The 17,378-nt window shown below is 60.7% G+C and carries 17 protein-coding genes; 1 reads left to right on the top strand and 16 read right to left on the bottom strand.

The window, feature by feature from the left end; all coding sequences use genetic code 11:
• Positions 1–40 precede the first annotated feature (40 nt).
• The 12 genes from gspD to ALQ04_RS00955 all read right to left on the bottom strand — a co-directional run bounded on the left by gspD (position 41) and on the right by ALQ04_RS00955 (position 10,362).
• Positions 41–2,341, bottom strand: coding sequence for a type II secretion system secretin GspD (gene gspD, locus ALQ04_RS01010; RefSeq protein ID WP_122313810.1), 2,301 nt, complete (start codon positions 2,339–2,341; stop codon positions 41–43).
• Positions 2,341–2,868, bottom strand: coding sequence for a general secretion pathway protein GspN (locus ALQ04_RS01005; RefSeq protein ID WP_122313809.1), 528 nt, complete (start codon positions 2,866–2,868; stop codon positions 2,341–2,343). Before ALQ04_RS01005 ends, gspD begins: the two co-directional genes overlap by 1 nt.
• The gene (gene gspM, locus ALQ04_RS01000; RefSeq protein WP_122313808.1) at positions 2,865–3,476 is read right to left on the bottom strand and encodes a type II secretion system protein GspM; all 612 of its coding nucleotides are present in this window, start codon (positions 3,474–3,476) and stop codon (positions 2,865–2,867) included. Before gspM ends, ALQ04_RS01005 begins: the two co-directional genes overlap by 4 nt.
• Positions 3,451–4,506, bottom strand: coding sequence for a type II secretion system protein GspL (locus ALQ04_RS00995; RefSeq protein ID WP_122313807.1), 1,056 nt, complete (start codon positions 4,504–4,506; stop codon positions 3,451–3,453). The genes gspM and ALQ04_RS00995 overlap by 26 nt, the downstream gene beginning before the upstream one ends.
• A complete protein-coding gene (locus ALQ04_RS00990; protein WP_122313806.1) occupies positions 4,503–5,237 on the bottom strand; it encodes a general secretion pathway protein GspK in 735 nt (244 codons plus the stop codon). The genes ALQ04_RS00995 and ALQ04_RS00990 overlap by 4 nt, the downstream gene beginning before the upstream one ends.
• Positions 5,234–5,866, bottom strand: coding sequence for a prepilin-type N-terminal cleavage/methylation domain-containing protein (locus ALQ04_RS00985; protein ID WP_122313805.1), 633 nt, complete (start codon positions 5,864–5,866; stop codon positions 5,234–5,236). Before ALQ04_RS00985 ends, ALQ04_RS00990 begins: the two co-directional genes overlap by 4 nt.
• Positions 5,863–6,234 (bottom strand): type II secretion system protein, encoded by a 372-nt coding sequence (locus ALQ04_RS00980; protein WP_122313804.1) that lies wholly within the window; start codon positions 6,232–6,234, stop codon positions 5,863–5,865. The genes ALQ04_RS00985 and ALQ04_RS00980 overlap by 4 nt, the downstream gene beginning before the upstream one ends.
• Positions 6,234–6,668 (bottom strand): GspH/FimT family pseudopilin, encoded by a 435-nt coding sequence (locus tag ALQ04_RS00975; protein ID WP_122313803.1) that lies wholly within the window; start codon positions 6,666–6,668, stop codon positions 6,234–6,236. The genes ALQ04_RS00980 and ALQ04_RS00975 overlap by 1 nt, the downstream gene beginning before the upstream one ends.
• Positions 6,669–6,676: 8 nt before the next feature.
• A complete protein-coding gene (gene gspG / locus ALQ04_RS00970) occupies positions 6,677–7,108 on the bottom strand; it encodes a type II secretion system major pseudopilin GspG (protein WP_122313802.1) in 432 nt (143 codons plus the stop codon).
• A 24-nt stretch (positions 7,109–7,132) separates the two neighbouring features.
• On the bottom strand, positions 7,133–8,335 hold the full coding sequence (gene gspF / locus ALQ04_RS00965; protein WP_122313801.1) for a type II secretion system inner membrane protein GspF: 1,203 nt from the start codon (positions 8,333–8,335) through the stop codon (positions 7,133–7,135).
• Complete coding sequence (gene gspE, locus ALQ04_RS00960; RefSeq protein ID WP_183142078.1) at positions 8,332–10,056, bottom strand: type II secretion system ATPase GspE; 1,725 nt, start codon at positions 10,054–10,056, stop codon at positions 8,332–8,334. Before gspE ends, gspF begins: the two co-directional genes overlap by 4 nt.
• Positions 10,057–10,143: 87 nt before the next feature.
• Positions 10,144–10,362 carry a hypothetical protein gene (locus ALQ04_RS00955; protein ID WP_183142077.1) on the bottom strand — a complete coding sequence of 73 codons (219 nt, stop codon included), beginning with the start codon at positions 10,360–10,362 and terminating at the stop codon, positions 10,144–10,146.
• A 480-nt stretch (positions 10,363–10,842) separates the two neighbouring features.
• Here ALQ04_RS00955 and ALQ04_RS00950 point away from each other — a divergent pair, with 480 nt between their 5' ends.
• Positions 10,843–13,587, top strand: a complete 2,745-nt coding sequence (locus tag ALQ04_RS00950) for a glycoside hydrolase family 3 protein (protein ID WP_122313798.1) — start codon at positions 10,843–10,845, stop codon at positions 13,585–13,587.
• A 92-nt stretch (positions 13,588–13,679) separates the two neighbouring features.
• On the opposite strand, the gene ALQ04_RS00945 is transcribed toward ALQ04_RS00950, so the two are convergent.
• The 4 genes from ALQ04_RS00945 to ALQ04_RS00930 form a co-directional block, all read right to left on the bottom strand.
• Positions 13,680–14,324 (bottom strand): TetR/AcrR family transcriptional regulator, encoded by a 645-nt coding sequence (locus ALQ04_RS00945; RefSeq protein WP_122313797.1) that lies wholly within the window; start codon positions 14,322–14,324, stop codon positions 13,680–13,682.
• An 89-nt stretch (positions 14,325–14,413) separates the two neighbouring features.
• Entirely contained in the window at positions 14,414–15,208 is a 795-nt protein-coding gene (locus ALQ04_RS00940; protein WP_122313796.1) for an ABC transporter ATP-binding protein, read from the bottom strand.
• Positions 15,202–16,200, bottom strand: a complete 999-nt coding sequence (locus ALQ04_RS00935; RefSeq protein ID WP_122313795.1) for an ABC transporter permease — start codon at positions 16,198–16,200, stop codon at positions 15,202–15,204. Before ALQ04_RS00935 ends, ALQ04_RS00940 begins: the two co-directional genes overlap by 7 nt.
• Complete coding sequence (locus tag ALQ04_RS00930; RefSeq protein ID WP_122313794.1) at positions 16,187–17,260, bottom strand: ABC transporter substrate-binding protein; 1,074 nt, start codon at positions 17,258–17,260, stop codon at positions 16,187–16,189. The genes ALQ04_RS00935 and ALQ04_RS00930 overlap by 14 nt, the downstream gene beginning before the upstream one ends.
• Between the last annotated feature and the right edge of the window lie 118 nt (positions 17,261–17,378).

The following is a 17,378-nucleotide window of genomic DNA, read 5'->3' as shown; positions in this document are numbered from 1 at the left end:
GGCAACGCCATGAGTGGATGTCAGGTCCAGTCCTGACCGCTTAATTCTGCATGCTGGTTTTCGAGACTTGCGGCTTGAGCAATTGCATCTGCTGGCGGTAGTCATCGGTAACCTGGCGTGCCTGGCTGCTGCTGGTAATGACCCGAGGGGTAATCAGGACGATCAGTTCGGTGCGATCCTTGGATCTGCTGGTCGCGCCAAACAACCAGCGCAGACCGGGAACGCGGCCCAGATAGGGTACCGAACTGACCGTCTCGGCGTTGTCCTGCTTGATCAGGCCGCCCAACAATACCGTCTGGCCGCTCTGCGCCGCCACCTGGGTCGCCACGGAGCGGGTGGAGATCCGCGGGTTGCCATTGTCATCGGTAATGCCCGAAGTGTCGGCATCGCTGACCTGTTGCTGGATATCCATGTACACCAGGCCACCCGGATTGATACGCGGCACGACGTCCAGAATCACACCGGTCTGCACGTATTCGACACTGCTCAGCGTCGTGTCGGACGTGTTGGTATTGACCGTGGTCTGGCTGATCGGGATGTTGTCGCCCACCTGAATCTGCGCCTGCTGGTTGTTCATGACCACCAGCGACGGTGCCGACAGCACTTGCGTGCGGCCATTGGTTTCCAGGGCACGCAACGCGATCTGCAGGTTGCTGCTGACAAACGAGTAGAACAACGAGTCCGTCGCGCCCAGCCCTGCCCCACCGGCACCCAGTGCACCCTGGCTGCCGGTGGTATTGGCAACCGTGGTGCTGGCGGAGTTGCCAGCCAGGCGGCCCAGATACCACTGCACACCCATGTCCAGATCGCCGGTCAGTTTGACTTCCAGAATGCGGGTTTCGATCTGCACTTGCAGCGGCGGATTGTCGAGGCGCTTGATTGCCGATTCGATTTCCTTCCATTGCGCCGGGCGCGTGCGGACCAGCAACTGGTTGCTGCTCTTCTGCGCAGTGATCCGGGTGCTGGCATCCAGGCTCTTGCTGGCATTCGCGCCTTGGGCACTGTCAGTAGAACCGCTGCCTTGATCCTCGTCCTGGGCTTCGCTGTCGTCGCTATTCTGGTTATTCATGTTGTTGTTCAGGCCACGGCTATTGCCGAAACCGCCACTGTTTCCCATGCCGCCAGAGCTGCCGTTCATGCCGTTCATGCCCGAGCCCATGCCACCACTGGAGTTGAGCGAGGACAGTGTGGTGGTGCGCAGTCCCGGCGCGACCTTGGCCGGCGAGTCATCCTTGATTGCCGCAGTGCCGTAGATCTGGCGCAGGTATTTGGCCAGGTCCGTGGCTTTCATGTTGCGCACGTCATAGACGTACATCTGCGGCTCGTTGCCGCCGCCTTCGTCGATGGTGTGAATCCATTGCCCGACTTCGCTGAGGTACTCGGGCTGGGATGAGATTGCCACCACCGAGTTGGTCCTTTCGATGGGCAAAAAGCGCACCATGCCCGCCAGCGGCATGCCGCTCTTGGGACCGAAGATCCGTTGCAGCTCGGGCATCAGTTCGCTGACCGAAGCGCGTTGCAGGCCGAAAACACCCACCGACATGCCCTTGAGCCAGTCGACATCGAAGGTGTCGATGGTGTCCTGATAGTTGGCCAGTTCATCGGGGGTACCGGCCATGCTCAGTACATTGCGCGCCGGGTCGACCAGCAGGAAAGCGTTTTCCCGGGCGAAGGGCTTGAGCAGCTTCTGCATTTCCGTGGCCGAGATATAGCGCAGCGGAAAGAGCCGCGCCGACATGCCCGCCGAAGGTTGCGCCACCGGCATTTCCGGCACCAGCTTGCCGGCCACCGCCTGGCTGGATGGCAGAATCACATAGCGATCCCCCTGGCGGATCATCGCGTTGTCGGTCCAGGACAGCAGGGTTTCCAGAATCGACAGGGCCTGTTGCTTGTTCACCGGTTTGGAAGTGGAGAAACTCACATCGCCCTTCACGCCCTGGGCAATGCTGTAGTTCTCATGCAGCAGGTCACCCATGATGCTGTTGATCACCGCCTGGATCGGCTGGTTGGTGAAGTTGAACACGATATCGCCGGTCTCGGCCTGAGGATTGGCCTCAGGCGCCGCAGGCTGGCGGATGAAACGCTGATTGCCCTTGATGATCTGTCGTTGCGGGGAAATCGCCGAGGTTTGTGGCTGGGTATCGACAGGAACCTGCTCACTGCGCGGATCTACCGGTGGACGTTGGGAACCCGTGCCTTGCAGCGCTTCCTGCAGCATGCCGTTGTCGGGATCAAGAGTGTCGGGCGCAGACGCGCAGCCGCCAAGAGCAACGGCGGTGGCCAGACAAAGCAAGGGTGTGCGCAAGGTAGCGATGGCAGGAACTCCTGAAAAGGTACCCATCACGGGGCTGAATCGTTGGTTAAAGTAATCGGTGGTGTATTCGACGGCGGCGGCAGGCGCGGCGCGGGCAGGCGCAGGGCCTGGGTGCGGCCATCGAGACTGAATACGGCTTGCATCGGCTCGATGCGCTCCAGGGTCCAGCCATTGGCCATGCGCTCGCCCTGCCTGACTTTCAAGGGCGAACCACTGGCCTGCTTGAGCAAGGCAACACGCAGCGAGCCATCAAGGATCACGCCGGTCAGGGTCAGCCCCGACAGACTGGAAGCCTGAGTCTCGACCTGCACGGCCCGATCCGGGCTGCGATCAGGGCTGAACAACGGGGTTTTCCAGGTATTGGACAGACTTTCCAGGCTCGCTTCGGGAGCCTGCCGGGCCTTTGCCGATTGATTGGCCGGATTGCGCGGAGCTTCCTCGGGCAGCCAGTCCGGCGAATGGGCGACGCCACTGAGCACCAGGGCAATCAACCCCGCCAGCAGTGTTGCCAGCCCCAGCAGCGACCATTCCAGAGGACGTAATGCACGGATCATGGCGCCTCCTCCCCGGCCGCGGCCGGTTGCAGGTAACCACGCACCAGCAGATGCACCACCAGCTTGCCCGCGCCACCACTGGCCGGAGCATTGGCATCGCGGCGCATGCTCATTTCATCGACGAACAGGAACGGCCGTTGATACTCCAGGGCATGCAGGATGGCCGTGAGCGGTTCGATGGCGCAGTTCAACGTCAGGCTGACCTTGACCTGCCGATAGGGCTCGGCGCTGTCCTGCTCGGGGGTGATCGGCATGCGCTGAGTCAGGCTGCAGCCGCCACCGGTCGTGGCGTGGTTGTTGATCAGGTCGGCGATGCGCTGCATCAGATCGGCGGCCACGGCGCTCGGGTCTTCACCCGGTAGCAGGCTGGTACTGCTGGCCGGATCGTTGCGGGCCTGATCCAGTTGCTGGCGCAGCGAATCGCCTTGCTGGAGCAAGCCGGCATAACGCTGTTGCTGCTCGCGCAGTTGTTCGGTCTGCTCGTTGATTTCGCGCAGAGGGCCGGCAAACCAGCTGTCGATCAACAACCAGTAAGCCAGGTAAAGCACCAGCGCCAGGACGATCAGGGCTGCGCCCCGCCGTTCACGGCTTGTCAGTGGACGGCGCATCGGCGTTCTCCTGATGCAGATGGGCACGCAGGGAATACTGGTCCTTGCCGGTTTTGCTATCGGGCTGGATGACGCCCTGAAACTGCGCGTTATCCAGGCTGTGGCAGTTCTTGGCGCGGGCGATCAAGGCACTGGCCTTGGCGCTCTGGCCGGAAAAGGCGACTTCGGCACTGTCACTGATTTCCAGATGCTCGATCCAGGTGTCGGAAGGCAGGCAGGTGGTCAGTTCGCTGAGCAACGCCGACAAGGGTGGCTGGGCTGCCTTGCGGCGCAGCAGGTAATTGGCCGCGCCAAGGGTGTTGGTCAATTGCTGGCGTAGCTTCTGGATTTCCGCCACCTGACTCCTTTGCGCCTGCACCTGAGCCTGCATTTCTTCCAGCAACCGCTGCCGGTCGTTGAGCCAGAGCAACATCAGGCCAAACAACAAGGCACCGCAACTCCATAACAGCCAGCGCTGAACCCGATGCCCGGAGCGCACCTGATGCGCGCGCAACGGCATCGGCAACAGGTCGATGCCCATGCGTTGCGCGGTGCTGCCGACATCCACGGCATCGGGCTTCAGCCCCTGTGCCGCGCACTCGGCGAGGATGCGGTCCAGACGTTCACGGACAATCGCCACCAGCGTGACCTGCACGAAGCTGGCGCTGCGGCTTTCCTGGCGGGCGACAAAATACAGCTGCCCGGCCTCGAACGGGGTAAAGCGATCCAGTTCGTAGCCCACCACGGTCGACAGGTTGCGGGCGGCCGCCGCTGGCAATTGCAGGCTTTGCACCAGCACATCGTCCGGCGACAGCAGCAGGATCCGGCGTGCCTCGGCAATCGCCCCCGGCAACGGCGACTGCAGCGGCCAGGGATATACTTGCTCGACGGTTTCGTGGACCAGCCATTGACGCACGCGAACCGGCAGGCAAGCCTTGAGCTCCGCCAGCCATACTTGCCAGCCACGCTGGGCCAGACTGCCACGCCAATGCTGGGCAACCCGCTCGCGCAAGGCAAAAAGCGGTGCCAGACGTGCTGATAATGAATTCATTCTTGCCAACGCAGCACCCGATACGGCTGTGCGCCTCCCCCCGATGGACTCAATAGAACCGTGGTCTGTAATTGGGCGGACACGCCGCCCGGTCGTTGTGCCTGAGTGTCGATGAACAGCACCTCGCCGGGATCTGCCCCGACTGCGCTGCGGTTCGGCAGGTTCAGACTGCGACGTATCAATGCCGTCGCAAAAGCCGGATCAGGCCGTTCCAGCCCGCTCCATAATGTGACTTCCGGCACCAGGCAGACATACAGCGCCTGGTTCATGCCCGGTAACTGACGCACTTCTTCGATCACCCGCAAAGGCGGCTGTCCTGCATGACGTTGCGCTTCCAGAAACTGCGCGATGACACCGGCCTGGTTTTTCGTCGCGCCACAGGCCTGCAAGACCCTGGAAATATCCGCAACCGGCGCACTATTAAGGTCCAGCTTGCCCTGCTCACTGCGTACACTGACCAGCAGTTGCGTATCATCGAACTTCAACATGACCGCACGCCCATCCGCCACCCACAACTTGCGCTGCAACGGATCGAGCAGCCCCTGGATCGCCATGTTCATGCCCGCCTCGGCTGCCAGGAGAGCCTGGGTATTCTGCCGCAGCCACAGCGCCTGACGGCTTTCAAGCTGCACCCAGCCGGCCAGCCCGCCAAGCAACAGGCTGAGCAAGGCCAGCACCCAAAGCACCACCAAAAGCGCGACGCCGCGCTGTTGCCTGTCGGATCCGGTCACTGGCCACCTGCCCCGCCGGACAGATCCAGACGCAAGGCCACCACTTCACTGACCCAGGCCACCGACCCGTTGAGCTGCATATCGATCCGCACCGCAGCGGGCAGGCGGCTGGGCCATGGCCATTCAGCCAGCCAGCCGGTCGGCTTGCCCTTGGGCGAGAAGCCGCGATAACTGAACGTCAGCGACTGCACGTTATTTAGCAGGACCTGCGGTTCACCCCACGCCTGCACGGTCGTACCGCCCGCGCCGGACTTGATCTGCTCGAACGCCACTTGCAGGTCACGCTGTCCTTCAGGCCCGTTCAATTGCAGGGTATGACGCTGAATACCGCCGCCCAGTTCGCCAGGTAGGGTCGCGACGAATTGCAACTGATGGGCCGAACCCTCGAAAAAACCGTTGCCGACGCTGTCATCGTCGGAAGTATCCAGTGGCAGTGCCTGACCGATCGAAGTGCGCAGGAATGCCTGGGTCGCCCGCACTTCATCCAGGCTGGCGGTATAACGCTCGGCCTTGAGCACCGCGCGATTGGCGCCCAGCAATGCACCGGCAATCAGCACCAGCAATATCCCCATGAGGCTGAGCACCAGCATGATTTCCAGCAGCGTGAAACCACGCTGGACGGACCTCACGATCCAGCTCCAGACACGGTGCCGCGCAGTTTCAGGGTACTGAACTCGGCACGTCGCTGATTTTCCTGAAGCGTCAGGTCCAGGCGAAACAGCCGCGTGCGCTCATTGCTCCCCGGTATCTGGCGAATATTCAGGGTCCAGTCGATTCCGCCCAGTACGCCCTGGCGAGTGCTGTTTTCCAGAGGCCCGGCGCTTTCCTGATCCAGGATCGTACGTGCGGCATGGCTCAGCCGGTCGCTGCGCGACACCTGCTGCAATGACCGGGCGCTCTGCCCGAAAGCCACCAGCAACACGCTGCTGCACAGCGCCATGACGGTCAGGGCTGCGAGCATTTCCAGCAGCGTGAAACCCGACTGCGAGGTTTTCATCAGAGCGTGCGCACCTGAACACTGCCGGTCAGCCAGCCGATGTCGATCCGCCAGCGACGATCACCATTGACCAGCGTGACGTTACCGCCACTGGAGCCGCCATCGGGATAAAACTCGACCGAAGCGCCCAGATCGGCGGCCGTTTGCATGGTCACGTGCAGGCGCTCTGGCCAGTGCTGGACTCGCTTGCCGGGGGCCTTGAAGCTCATGTCCCGCAAGTCGAACTCGGTACGCGCCGGTTGCCCGCTGACAATCGCGCGTACCCGGGTGGCGCGCAGCGCCTCGACCATGTCACCCACTGCACGCCGCTCGCTGGCCGCGTTCAAGCCCTGTTGCAAACCGAAACCCACCAGACCTACGGCGATGCTCATCAACACCAGCACCACCAGCATTTCCATCAGGGTGAAACCACGGTTCGCGACAGGAGAATTCATAGGTGCACTTACTCCCAGTTGCCCAGGTCGGCGCTGTAGCCTTCACCACCGGGCTCACCGTCCTGACCATAGAAAATCAGATCGAAACTGCCGTGCTGGCCCGGGAAGCGGTAGCCGAAAGCATGACCGAACGGATCCTTGAGGTCCGAAGGCTTGGCGTAAGGGCCATTCCAGCCTGAAGAGTTGCCGGGCTTTTCCACCAGTTGCTGCAAGGTCTTGGGCGGCGAACCGACGTCCAGCGCATAGCTTTCGACCTTCATGCCCAGGCTTGCCAGTTGCGCCTTGCCCGCGCCGTACTTGCCCTTGTCGACGTTACCGCCCACCTGGCGCACGACAATGGTCGCCACGATGCCCAGCAGGACGATCACGGCAAGCATTTCCAGCAGGGTAAAACCGCCCTGCCGGCGTCCGGGTTTGAAGCGCGTACGGTTAACACTCATCGGGGTGATTCCTCATTCATGAATTCAGATATTGCTGGTCAGGCTCATCAGCGGCAGCATGATTGCCAGCATGATCACCGCGACCATTCCCGCCATGACCACGGTCAGTGCAGGCACCAGTGCAGCGAGCATGCGGTCGATGCCACGCTTGGCTTCGACATCGAACACATCGGCGACCTTGAGCAGCATGCTGTCCAGTTCGCCCGCCTGTTCGCCAACCTCGATCATCTGCAAGGCCAGATCGGGTAACAGCGGCTGCGCACCAAAGGCACTGGCCAGCGTACCGCCGCCCTTGACCGACTCGGCGGCCTGCTCGACCTGCACCTGCAAGGCCCGGTTGGTGCAGACCTGGCGGGCAATCACCAGCGCCTGCAACAAGGCCACGCCATTGCTCAACAGCGTGCCGAGGGTGCGGGTCAGGCGTGCGGCCTCGACCCGTTGCAGCAACGGGCCAATGACCCGTATGCCAAGCAGGCGGCGGTCACGCCGTTCGCGGCGCTGCGGGTCGCGAAGGCGCACGGCCATTACCCAGCCCAGAACAATCAGCCCGGCGAACAGTGCCAGCCCGTAATCGCCGAGAAACTGGCCAAGGTTGAGAATGACCTCGGTAATCAGCGGGATCGGCACGCCCAGATCCTTGAAGATCGGCACGAACTGCGGCACCACATAAGCCAGCAGCAACGCCAGCGAGCCCAGTACGCCGACCACCAGGAACGCCGGATAGATCAGCGCATTGATGACTTCGCCGCGCAGCAACTGGCTGCGTTCCAGATAATCGCTCAACTGGCGCAGGGTGCTTTCCAGCGCACCACCGGCCTCACCGGCGCGCACCATGCTGATATACAGCGGCGAGAACTGGTTGCCCTCTTCTTCCAGGGCCACGGACAACGGCTTACCTGCCTTGACCTGTTCGCGAATCCGCTCGATCAAGGCTCTGGTCTGTGGTTGGCCAGGTTGTTTGAGCAGAATTCCCAGAGATCGTTCCAGAGGCTGGCCGGCGCCAAGCAACGTCGCCAGTTGCTGGGTAAAGCTGACCAGCGCCGCGCCACTCAGCAAACCGCGGCCCAGCGCCCGACGCAAACCGACCAGACCGGCACTTTCTATATGCAGGACCATCAGCCCGCGTTTTTGCAAGGCAGCGACCGCAGCATCCTGATCCCGGGCTTCCAGCGCACCGTTCTGCACAGCCCCGGAAGCATCCAGGGCGCGAAACTTGAACAGACTCATGAGCTTTCACCACGGGTCACGCGCAACACTTCTTCCAGCGATGTCACGCCGGCCACTGCCTGCCGCAAGCCTTCCTCATGCAAGGTGCGCAAGCCACCACGACGGGCGGCCTCTTCCAGAGTCGCGGCATCGGCATGGCGCATCAGCAGGCTGCGCAGTTCTTCATTCATGACCAGCAACTCAGTGATCGCACTGCGCCCGCGATAGCCGCCACCCGGCGCATCGGCACGTGGCCGGTACAGACGAATCGGGCGCTCGTCGGTAAAGCGTTCCAGCCCATGCTCGGCGATCAGTTCCGGCGGCGCATCGAAGGCTTCGCGGGTCGCCGGGTCCAGGCGACGTACCAGCCGCTGGGCCAGAATGCCATTGACCGTCGAAGCAATCAGATAGCTTTCCACACCCATGTCCAGCAAGCGGGTGATACTCGCCGCAGCGCTGTTGGTGTGCAGGGTCGAAAGCACCAGGTGGCCGGTCAGCGAGGACTGAATGGCGATCCGGCAGGTTTCCAGGTCACGCATTTCACCGATCATGATCACATCCGGGTCCTGACGCACGATGGAACGCAAGGCGCCAGCAAAGTCCAGGCCGATGGCGGGCTTGACCTGGATCTGGTTGATGCCTTCGAGCTGGTATTCCACCGGGTCTTCGACGGTGATGATCTTGCGCTCGGCGGTGTTCAAGCGTGACAAGGCGGTATAAAGAGTGGTGGTCTTGCCGGAACCGGTCGGGCCGGTCACCAGCAGAATGCCGTGCGGTCGCTCCAGCACTTCCAGGAAATGCTGCAGGCGTTCGCCATCGAAACCCAGGCTGGGGAAATCGAAGTCGATGGTCTGGCGATCCAGCAGACGCATGACCACCGACTCGCCAAAACTGGTGGGCACGGTGGATACCCGCAGGTCCAGTTCCTTGCCCTGGATGCGCAGCATGATCCGCCCGTCCTGAGGCAGGCGGCGCTCGGCGATATCCAGTCGCGCCATGATCTTGATCCGGGAAATCACCGCTGCCGATGAACTGGACGGCGGCGCTTCGGCCTCATGCAGCACACCATCGATGCGATAACGCACCTTCAACTGGCTCTCGAACGGCTCGATATGGATGTCCGAGGCACGCTGTTCGACTGCACGTTGCAGGATCAGGTTGACCAGGCGAATCACCGGCGCTTCTGAGGCCAGATCCTTGAGATGCTCGATATCTTCCAGCGAACCGCCGTCTTCATCGAGGTTTTCAATCAGGGTGCCCATGGCCGAACGGCCCTGACCGTAATAACGCTCGATCAAGGTTTCGACTTCATTACGCGGGCCTATCGACAAGCCGACCGGCACTTCACAAGCATAGGCAATCGCCTGAAACGGGTACAGCACTGCGGGATTGGCTGCCAGCACCTGCAAGCCGTTATCGCTCCAGCCCACCGGAACCACCTGATAGTGGCGCATGAAGCGCTCAGTCAGTGCAGGCAACGGGTCCAGCAAGGGCGGTGCAGCGTCAGCCATTAATAGCGGGGCCTGCAACAACGCGGCCCAGGCACGCGCCAGCTCGAATTCGGAGACCAGCCCCAGGCGAGTCAACAGCGCCAGCAAATCGGTGCCTTCGGACTCCTGTTGCAGGCGCTGGGCTCGCTCAAGGTCCTGGGTTTTCAGACCGGCATTGCCCATCAGCCAGGCGCAAACCTGGGCGGCATCGGGAATCAGGAGCTGGGTGGCATCGACGGGAGCTGACTGCATTTGAAAGGAAATCTGTACGCATCGGAGGGGCATAGACTACAGCACTCCCCCATAGCGAGGGAGGCCGTACTCAGAATCATCGAACGATCAATCAGCCTGCTTCTGAGTGGTGGTGCCCTGCGGACGACCACCCTTGGTGGTTTCAGTCTTCTGTTTCTTCGCCGCCTTGGCGTCCTGAGTCTGGGTCATCACTGTGGAATCGCTCGCCCCGGAAGTCGCATCTGCATCGGTGGCCTCAGCCGCAACTACGGCCCCACTGAGGGTAAGACCCAGAACAACACCCGCTCCGAAAACCGACAACTTCATAACATGAACTCCAGACAACTAAATTTATGGGATTAGATAAAACAGCCCAAGAAATCCAAACCGGACGAGCAACTAAGCAGCTCATCCACAAACGACCTTCACCAAAGCAACAGGACGCTGAAAATTCTTAAACCAATCGACCAGTAGGTTTAACAAGAGTTCCTGAATTGTAAAGAAAAAAGTCAAAAACCCACAAAATCACAGTTTTATTTGACTTTTTATCGTGAATTTCGTCTTAATTGTTTCGATTCGTTAGTTCAAACTGCCATCAACTAGTGGCCACTTAGAATCAAACGAACAGCAAAATCAAATAATATTCAAATGCTAAAAACACCATAAAACAGCAACACCCCGTTGAAGTTAAAACACTTTGAATCGCGGTGACGGGAAACTGTTGCCCACGAAAAAGTACATGAAGTACGCGACCCTCCGCGGCTTCGCCCTGCACGACCCTTTATTATCAAGTTGTTGGAGAGACGCATGAACAAACGGAAAATGATCGGCGCCCAGTCGGCCCTGGCCCTGCTGGCATTGGCTGTATCTCAGGTGCACGCTACCGACGCCGCTCAGCAGGAAGCTCGTGAAGCCCGCGCCGAAAAGGCTGCGCAAAAGACCCTGGACAAGATGACCCAGGAAGAAAAACTGACCTACATCGGCGGTACCGGCGGCTGGGATGTGAAGCCCTTGTCGCGCTACGGCGTACCACAGATTCATGGCGCCGACGGTGGCGTCGGCGTGCGTTACACCAGCGAGGGCAATGATCAGGGCGTGGTCTATCCGTCCGGTCCAAACCTGGCCGCTACCTGGAACCCGCGCCGGGCCATCGACCTCGGTCGGGCTTTGGGTTATGACACCGCAACCGGTGGCTATCAGTTCATTACCGGCCCGGGTGTCAACCTGTACCGCATGCCTTATGGCGGTCGTGCGTTCGAGTACCTTTCCGGTGAAGACCCGTTCCTCGGCGCCAGCCTGGCACCCGGCGTCATCAACGGCATCCAGGCTCGCGGTGTCTGGGCCAACGCCAAGCACTACGCAGCCAACGATCAGGAAAGCAACCGTTTCAATCTGAACCAGATCATGGACGAGCGCGTGCTGCGCGAGATGTCGCTGCCCGCCTTCGAGTCGGCGGCCAAGAACGGCAACGTCGCCATGATGATGTGCGCCTTCCAGAAAGTGAACGGTGAGTTCGCCTGTGAAAACGAGCACCTGATCAAGCAGATCCTGAAGAAGGAATGGGGTTACAAGGGCTTTGTACAAAGCGATTACAACGCTGTCGTCAATGGTCTGAAAGCCGCCCAGGCAGGCACTGACCTGGACATGATGGGCTACCAGATGAACAGCACCATCCTCAAGCCTTACCTGGACAGCGGTGAGTTGAGCGCAGCGACCATCGACGACAAGGTGCGCCGCATTCTCAAGCAGATCTACCTGTACAAGTTCGACAGCAAGACGCCTTTGACCACCCACAATATGAACAGCGCAACCAGCAACAAGGTCGCCCTGAATGCTGCCCGTGAAGGTATCGTGCTGCTCAAGAACCAGGACAATCTGCTGCCGCTGGACAAGCAGAAGGTCAAGAAAATCGCCGTCGTCGGCAACCTGGCCAAATACGCTCCGCCAACCGGTTTCGGCAGTGCCAACGTTCAGGCGCTGCGCTACGTCAGCGAATTGAGCGGCCTGCAGCAGATTGCGCCGAATGCCAAGGTCGAGTTCATCGACGGCCTGTCACTGGACCCGAGCGCGGCTCAATGGACCAGCACCAACACCGCTGGCGACGACGTCAAGGGCATCAAGGTCGAATACTTCAGCAACGCCAACTGGTCAGGCGATGCGGCGGTCACCCGCACCGAAAACCATGTCGACCTGGACTGGGCCAACGACACCGATCTGCCGTTCGACAGCAATACCTCGACTTCCGACCCGTACACCAGCAAGGGTTCGACTTCCGGCTCGCTCAATGGCGATACCTCTTCCACCTCGATTCGCTACAGCGGCAAGATCACTCCGAGCCAGAGCGGCGAGCAGGTGTTCAAGGTTCGCGCCGACGGCGCCGTACGCCTGTACGTCAATGGCAAGAAAATCATCGACAACGGTGATGGCAAGCCACTGCCGGGCAACAGCATTCCGCCGACCATCCCGGAATACGCCAAGATCAACCTGGAAGCCGGCAAGAGCTACGACGTGAAGCTCGAATACTCGCGCCGTGCCGGTTACCTCTCGACCATGGGCGGCCTGGTAGGCGTACAGATGAGCTGGGCAGCGCTGAACGCTCCGCAGGATCTGTCGGCTTACGACGCGGTGGTAGTCGCGGTGGGTAACAGCGCCGAGTACGAAGGTGAAGGTTTCGACCACAGCTTCGATCTGCCCGAGTACCAGAACGAACTGATCCAGAGCATCGCCAGGGTCAACCCCAACACCGTGGTGACCATGTACGGCGGTACTGCGCTGAAAATGAGCGACTGGATCGATCAGGTTCCGGTGGCGCTGCATGCCTTCTACCCGGGCCAGAACGGTGGCCAGGCACTGGCCGAGATTCTGTTCGGCAAGGTCAATCCTTCGGGCAAGCTGCCGATCAGTATCGAGCGCAATATCGAGGACAACCCGGCCTATGCGTCCTTCCCGAAATTCGACAACCAGAACACGCTCAAGGAAATGGACTACAAGGATGACCTGCTGCTGGGTTATCGCGGTTACGAGAAAAAAGGCATCAAGCCGCTCTACCCGTTCGGCTACGGCCTGTCCTACACCACCTTCGGCTATAGCAACATCAGCGTCACGCCGGGTGTCGCGGTCGGCAATACGCCGATCAAGGTTTCGTTCGACCTGACCAACACCGGCAAGGTCGGTGGTTCGGAAGTGGCCCAGTTGTATGTGGGTCAGCAGAATCCGAAAGTCGAGCGCGCGCTCAAGGAACTCAAGGGCTACAAGAAAGTGTTCCTCAAGCCGGGTGAAAGCAAGCGGGTAACCATCGAGCTCAATGATCGCTCGCTGGCTTACTACGACGTCAAGTCCAAGCAGTGGGTGGTCGATGCCGACACCTTCAACCTGTCGCTGGGCAACTCGTCGCAGGACATCCGCCTGAACGCCAAAGTGGTCAACCCGTTCCGTCAGGAACTGTCGACCACCACCAGCAACCCACTGCCACGTTCGGCACTCAACTCGGTGAATGTCAGCAAGCCGGCGGTGAAGACCGGTGGTGTGTTTGACCAGGCCAGTGACGAGTAACCCCGTGCGCTGACGTTTGGGAGCGGCTTGCCGGTGACATCATTGTCGCGGGCAAGCCCTCTCCCACATTGATTGTTTCAGCCTGGCCTGGCTCAAGGATGAGCCCTTATATCCCTGTCGACCTGCGCAATGTAGGTGTCGAAACTCTCCACCAGATCCACCTGTTCCGGGAAACGCAGCCACTGGATCTGCAAGCCGTCCATCATTGCCAGAATCTGCTTGATCAGCGTGGGCAAGTCCACGTCGGCACGTACTTCTCCCCTCTCGACCAGCGCTGAAAACTGTCCCAGCATCCGTTCGTAGATCCGCTGATAGCGTGTCTGGAACCAGGCCCAGGCTGGCTGGTTTTCCAGCAGGCTTTCCGCATTCAGAATCGAGAAGGCACGCACCACGCCCGGAGCCGTGGCATTGGAACGGTTGATGGCGCGCAGGCTATTGAGCAGGCCGGAAAGATTGTTTTCCGCACGGACCTCGTCGGCGAGCTTGCGACTGACTTCATCGCGGCGGTCCAGCACTCCCATCAGCAGCGAAATCTTGTTCGGGAAGTGATGCAGCAGGCCCGCAACGGAAATCCCGACGATGCTCGCGACCTTGGCCACCGATGCACCGGTATAGCCCTCCAGGGAAAACACCTGCAAGGCCGCATCGAGCAATTCTTCACGACGTTTTTCGCCTTTGGGCGCACGCCGTTGCCGGGTTGCCGGTGCCTGCGCGTCCTGTGGGTTGTGCCGGGTCATGGCAAGCTCCTTCCTGAACAGGCGCGTACCCTACTCACTCGAGTCAGCGCTCGCAATCCCGTAACGCGACCGGTTATCGCAACAGGCCTTTACCATCGTTCGCCCAACCCCAGCAGACCGAGAATCCGGCGACGCAGGTCGACAAGGTATGGATCGTCGCGATGGCGCGGATAAGGCCGCTCAATGGTCAATTGCGCCTTGATACTGGCTGGCCGGTCGCTGAACACGATCACCCGGTTGGCCAGCAGCAACGCCTCTTCGACATCGTGGGTGACCAGCAACGCGGTGTATCCCTGGCGCTGCCAGAGATCGATCAGTTCCTGCTGCATGGCAATCCGGGTCAGGGAATCGAGCTTGCCCAGCGGCTCGTCAAGAATCAGCAGTCGCGGTTCATTGACCAGCGCCCGTGCCAGCGCTACCCGCTGCGCCATACCGCCGGACAATTGCCGGGGATAGGCCCGTCCGAACTCGCTGAGCCCGACCTTGGCTAGCGCTGCATCGATCCTGGCCGAATGGGTTTTCAGCAAACCCTGAGCCTGCAAGCCCAGCGCCACGTTGTCCCGGACCCGACGCCATGGGTACAGGGTCGGGTCCTGAAACACCACCACCCGAGACGGATCGGGACCCGCAATGGGCACGCCATCGGCCAGCAACGCGCCTGAATCCGCCGGCTCCAGCCCGGCGACCAGGCGCAGCAAGGTGGACTTCCCACAGCCGGATGGCCCCAGCAGCGCAACGAATTCTCCGGGCGCGATATCCAGCGAAACCTTGTCCAGCACCGGCAGGGGCTGTCCATCCAGCGCGAAAGCATGGCTGAGGTTATCGATCCGCAACGCCAGCCCGGCCTGCGATACGGAACTTGAAGCCTGAGCAGTCGCTACCATTTCATGGTTCCTTGTTGCCAGTCGAGCAGACGGTCACGAATAAGAAACAGCGCCGTGATCAGCCCGGAACAGGCCAGCGCCATGATCAACAGCGCGGCATACATATTGGCGTAGGCCGCCCAGCCTTGCGCCCACTGCAGATACCAGCCGATCCCGGACTTGACGCCCATCATCTCGGCCACCACCAGGGTCGAGAAAGACGCGCCAAGGCCCATGAACAGCCCGACGAACACGTGCGGCAAGGCGGCCGGAATCGCCACCCGGAAAATCAGGAAAGTCGGCCTGGCACCCAGCGTGCGCGCCACGTCGTAATAAGCCTTGTCGACACTGGCGACGCCCGACCAGGTCAGCACCGTGACAGGAAACCAGGTGGCCAGGGCGATCAGGAACACACTGGCACTCCAACTGGTGGGAAACAGAAAGAAGCACAGTGGCAGCAAGGCCGTGGACGGCACCGGGCCGAGAATCCGCAATACCGGATGCAGCCAGTAGCCAATCCCGCTCGACCAGCCGATGGAAACTCCGGCGATAAAACCAGTGATCGCGCCCAGCGCTACGCCAGTGCCGAGTAACAAGGCCGAATGCAGCAGGCTTTCCAGCAGACGCGGCCAGTCTTCGACGTACACATCCAGCAAGGCCTGCGGCGGTGCAAAAAATGGCACAGGCAACAGGCCCGACTTGGCAGTCAGCACTTCCCAGATTCCCAACAGAATCGGCAAGGCAATCAGCCATGGCCCGGCCGCCTGAGTGCGCCGCGCCCATACACTCGACCAGCGCCCGGCAATCCCGGCGAGCATGATCGACAGCGCAACCGCCAGGCACAGATTGGCCAGGCCCTCGGTCATCGGCCATTTGCGCGTGGCGTTGGGCAGATAAAGCGTCAGTGCCGCGACCGCGATCCAGACAGCCACAGCCACTGCGCCCTGGGTCCAGAAGCGGGGTGCCCTGGCGGCTATCACTGTTGCCGATGTGGAAACCTCAATTGAAGACATCAGCAGTAATCTCCCTTGAGAACTCGGCAGCGTCGGTGCTCTGGCGGATCACCTCGACGGTTTTCAAATCGGTGATGTAGGTCTGGATCTCTCTGGTCAAGGCCGCGCCGACAGCATGATGGCCATGGGTGTGGTCGTGAAGAATCGCCTGCACTTCCTCGACCGAGGTATTCAAGGCATGGGCCTGAAAGCCTTTGGCGACCACTTCGGGATTTTTCACCGCATAATCGTGGGCTTCCAGAATTGCCTGGGTCAAAGCCGCCACCACGCGCTTGTCTTCGCGCACCAGCTTGCCGGTGACACCCACCACACAGCAGCTCAGGTTGGCGTATTCATCCACCAGATTGGTCGACAGCTCGCGGGCCTTGCCGGCATTGATCAGGCGATACATGAACGGGTCGCTGCCGCTGACCGCCTGCACTTCTCCGCGCTCCAGCGCAGTGCCCAACAGGTCAGCCGGATACAGCCGCCACTGCACATCGCGCACCGGATCAACGCCGTGCTTCTTGAGCAGCACCGAGAAGAAGTTGCGGTCCGGGCTGGCCATGTCGGTGACGCCGATGGACTTGCCCTTGAGGTCTTCCAGCCTGTTGATCGGGCTGTTGATGGCGCTCAGCAGGCGCAGGCAACCACCATGAGTCCCGGCCGTCAGCTTGACATCGAAACCCTGTTCCAGCGCCTTGAGCCAGCGCAACGCCATGCCGACACCGGCATCGGCCTTGCCGGTGGCAATGGCTTCGAGCAGCACTTCAGTGGAGTTGCCGAAATTGACCAGTTCCACGTCCAGATTGTGTTTCTTGAAGAAACCCTGGCCATGGGCGATGACTACCGGCGCCAGACACACCGCATTGAGGTTGACCGCCAGCTTGAGCGCACGCGGCTCGGCCAGACGGATAAATTCTCCGGTGCCGGCAGGCTCAATGTCCGGATGGCTCAAATGCCCTGCGTGTTCATCCACCGCCCAGCCAGAACGTGGCAACGACAGCAACAGAGGGCTGGCCAGCGCTGCGCTGGCCCATCCCAGCAAGCGGCGACGGGTGAGAGAATCCAGAGCGGCCATGCAGGTAGTTCCTTGAGAAAGTACGGTGAACGCCTTCACCGAAAAGTTTTAATAACTTTTCTCAAGGATCCGGCAACGGGTTAAAACCATATCACCGGATAAAACCTGTCTCTTATAC

Origin of the sequence: Pseudomonas cichorii, from assembly GCF_003700275.1 — a bacterium.
Taxonomy (GTDB): Bacteria; Pseudomonadota; Gammaproteobacteria; order Pseudomonadales; family Pseudomonadaceae; genus Aquipseudomonas; species Aquipseudomonas cichorii_B.
Note: the sequence above shows the minus strand (reverse complement) of the source record. Positions and strands in the feature narration are given on the sequence as shown.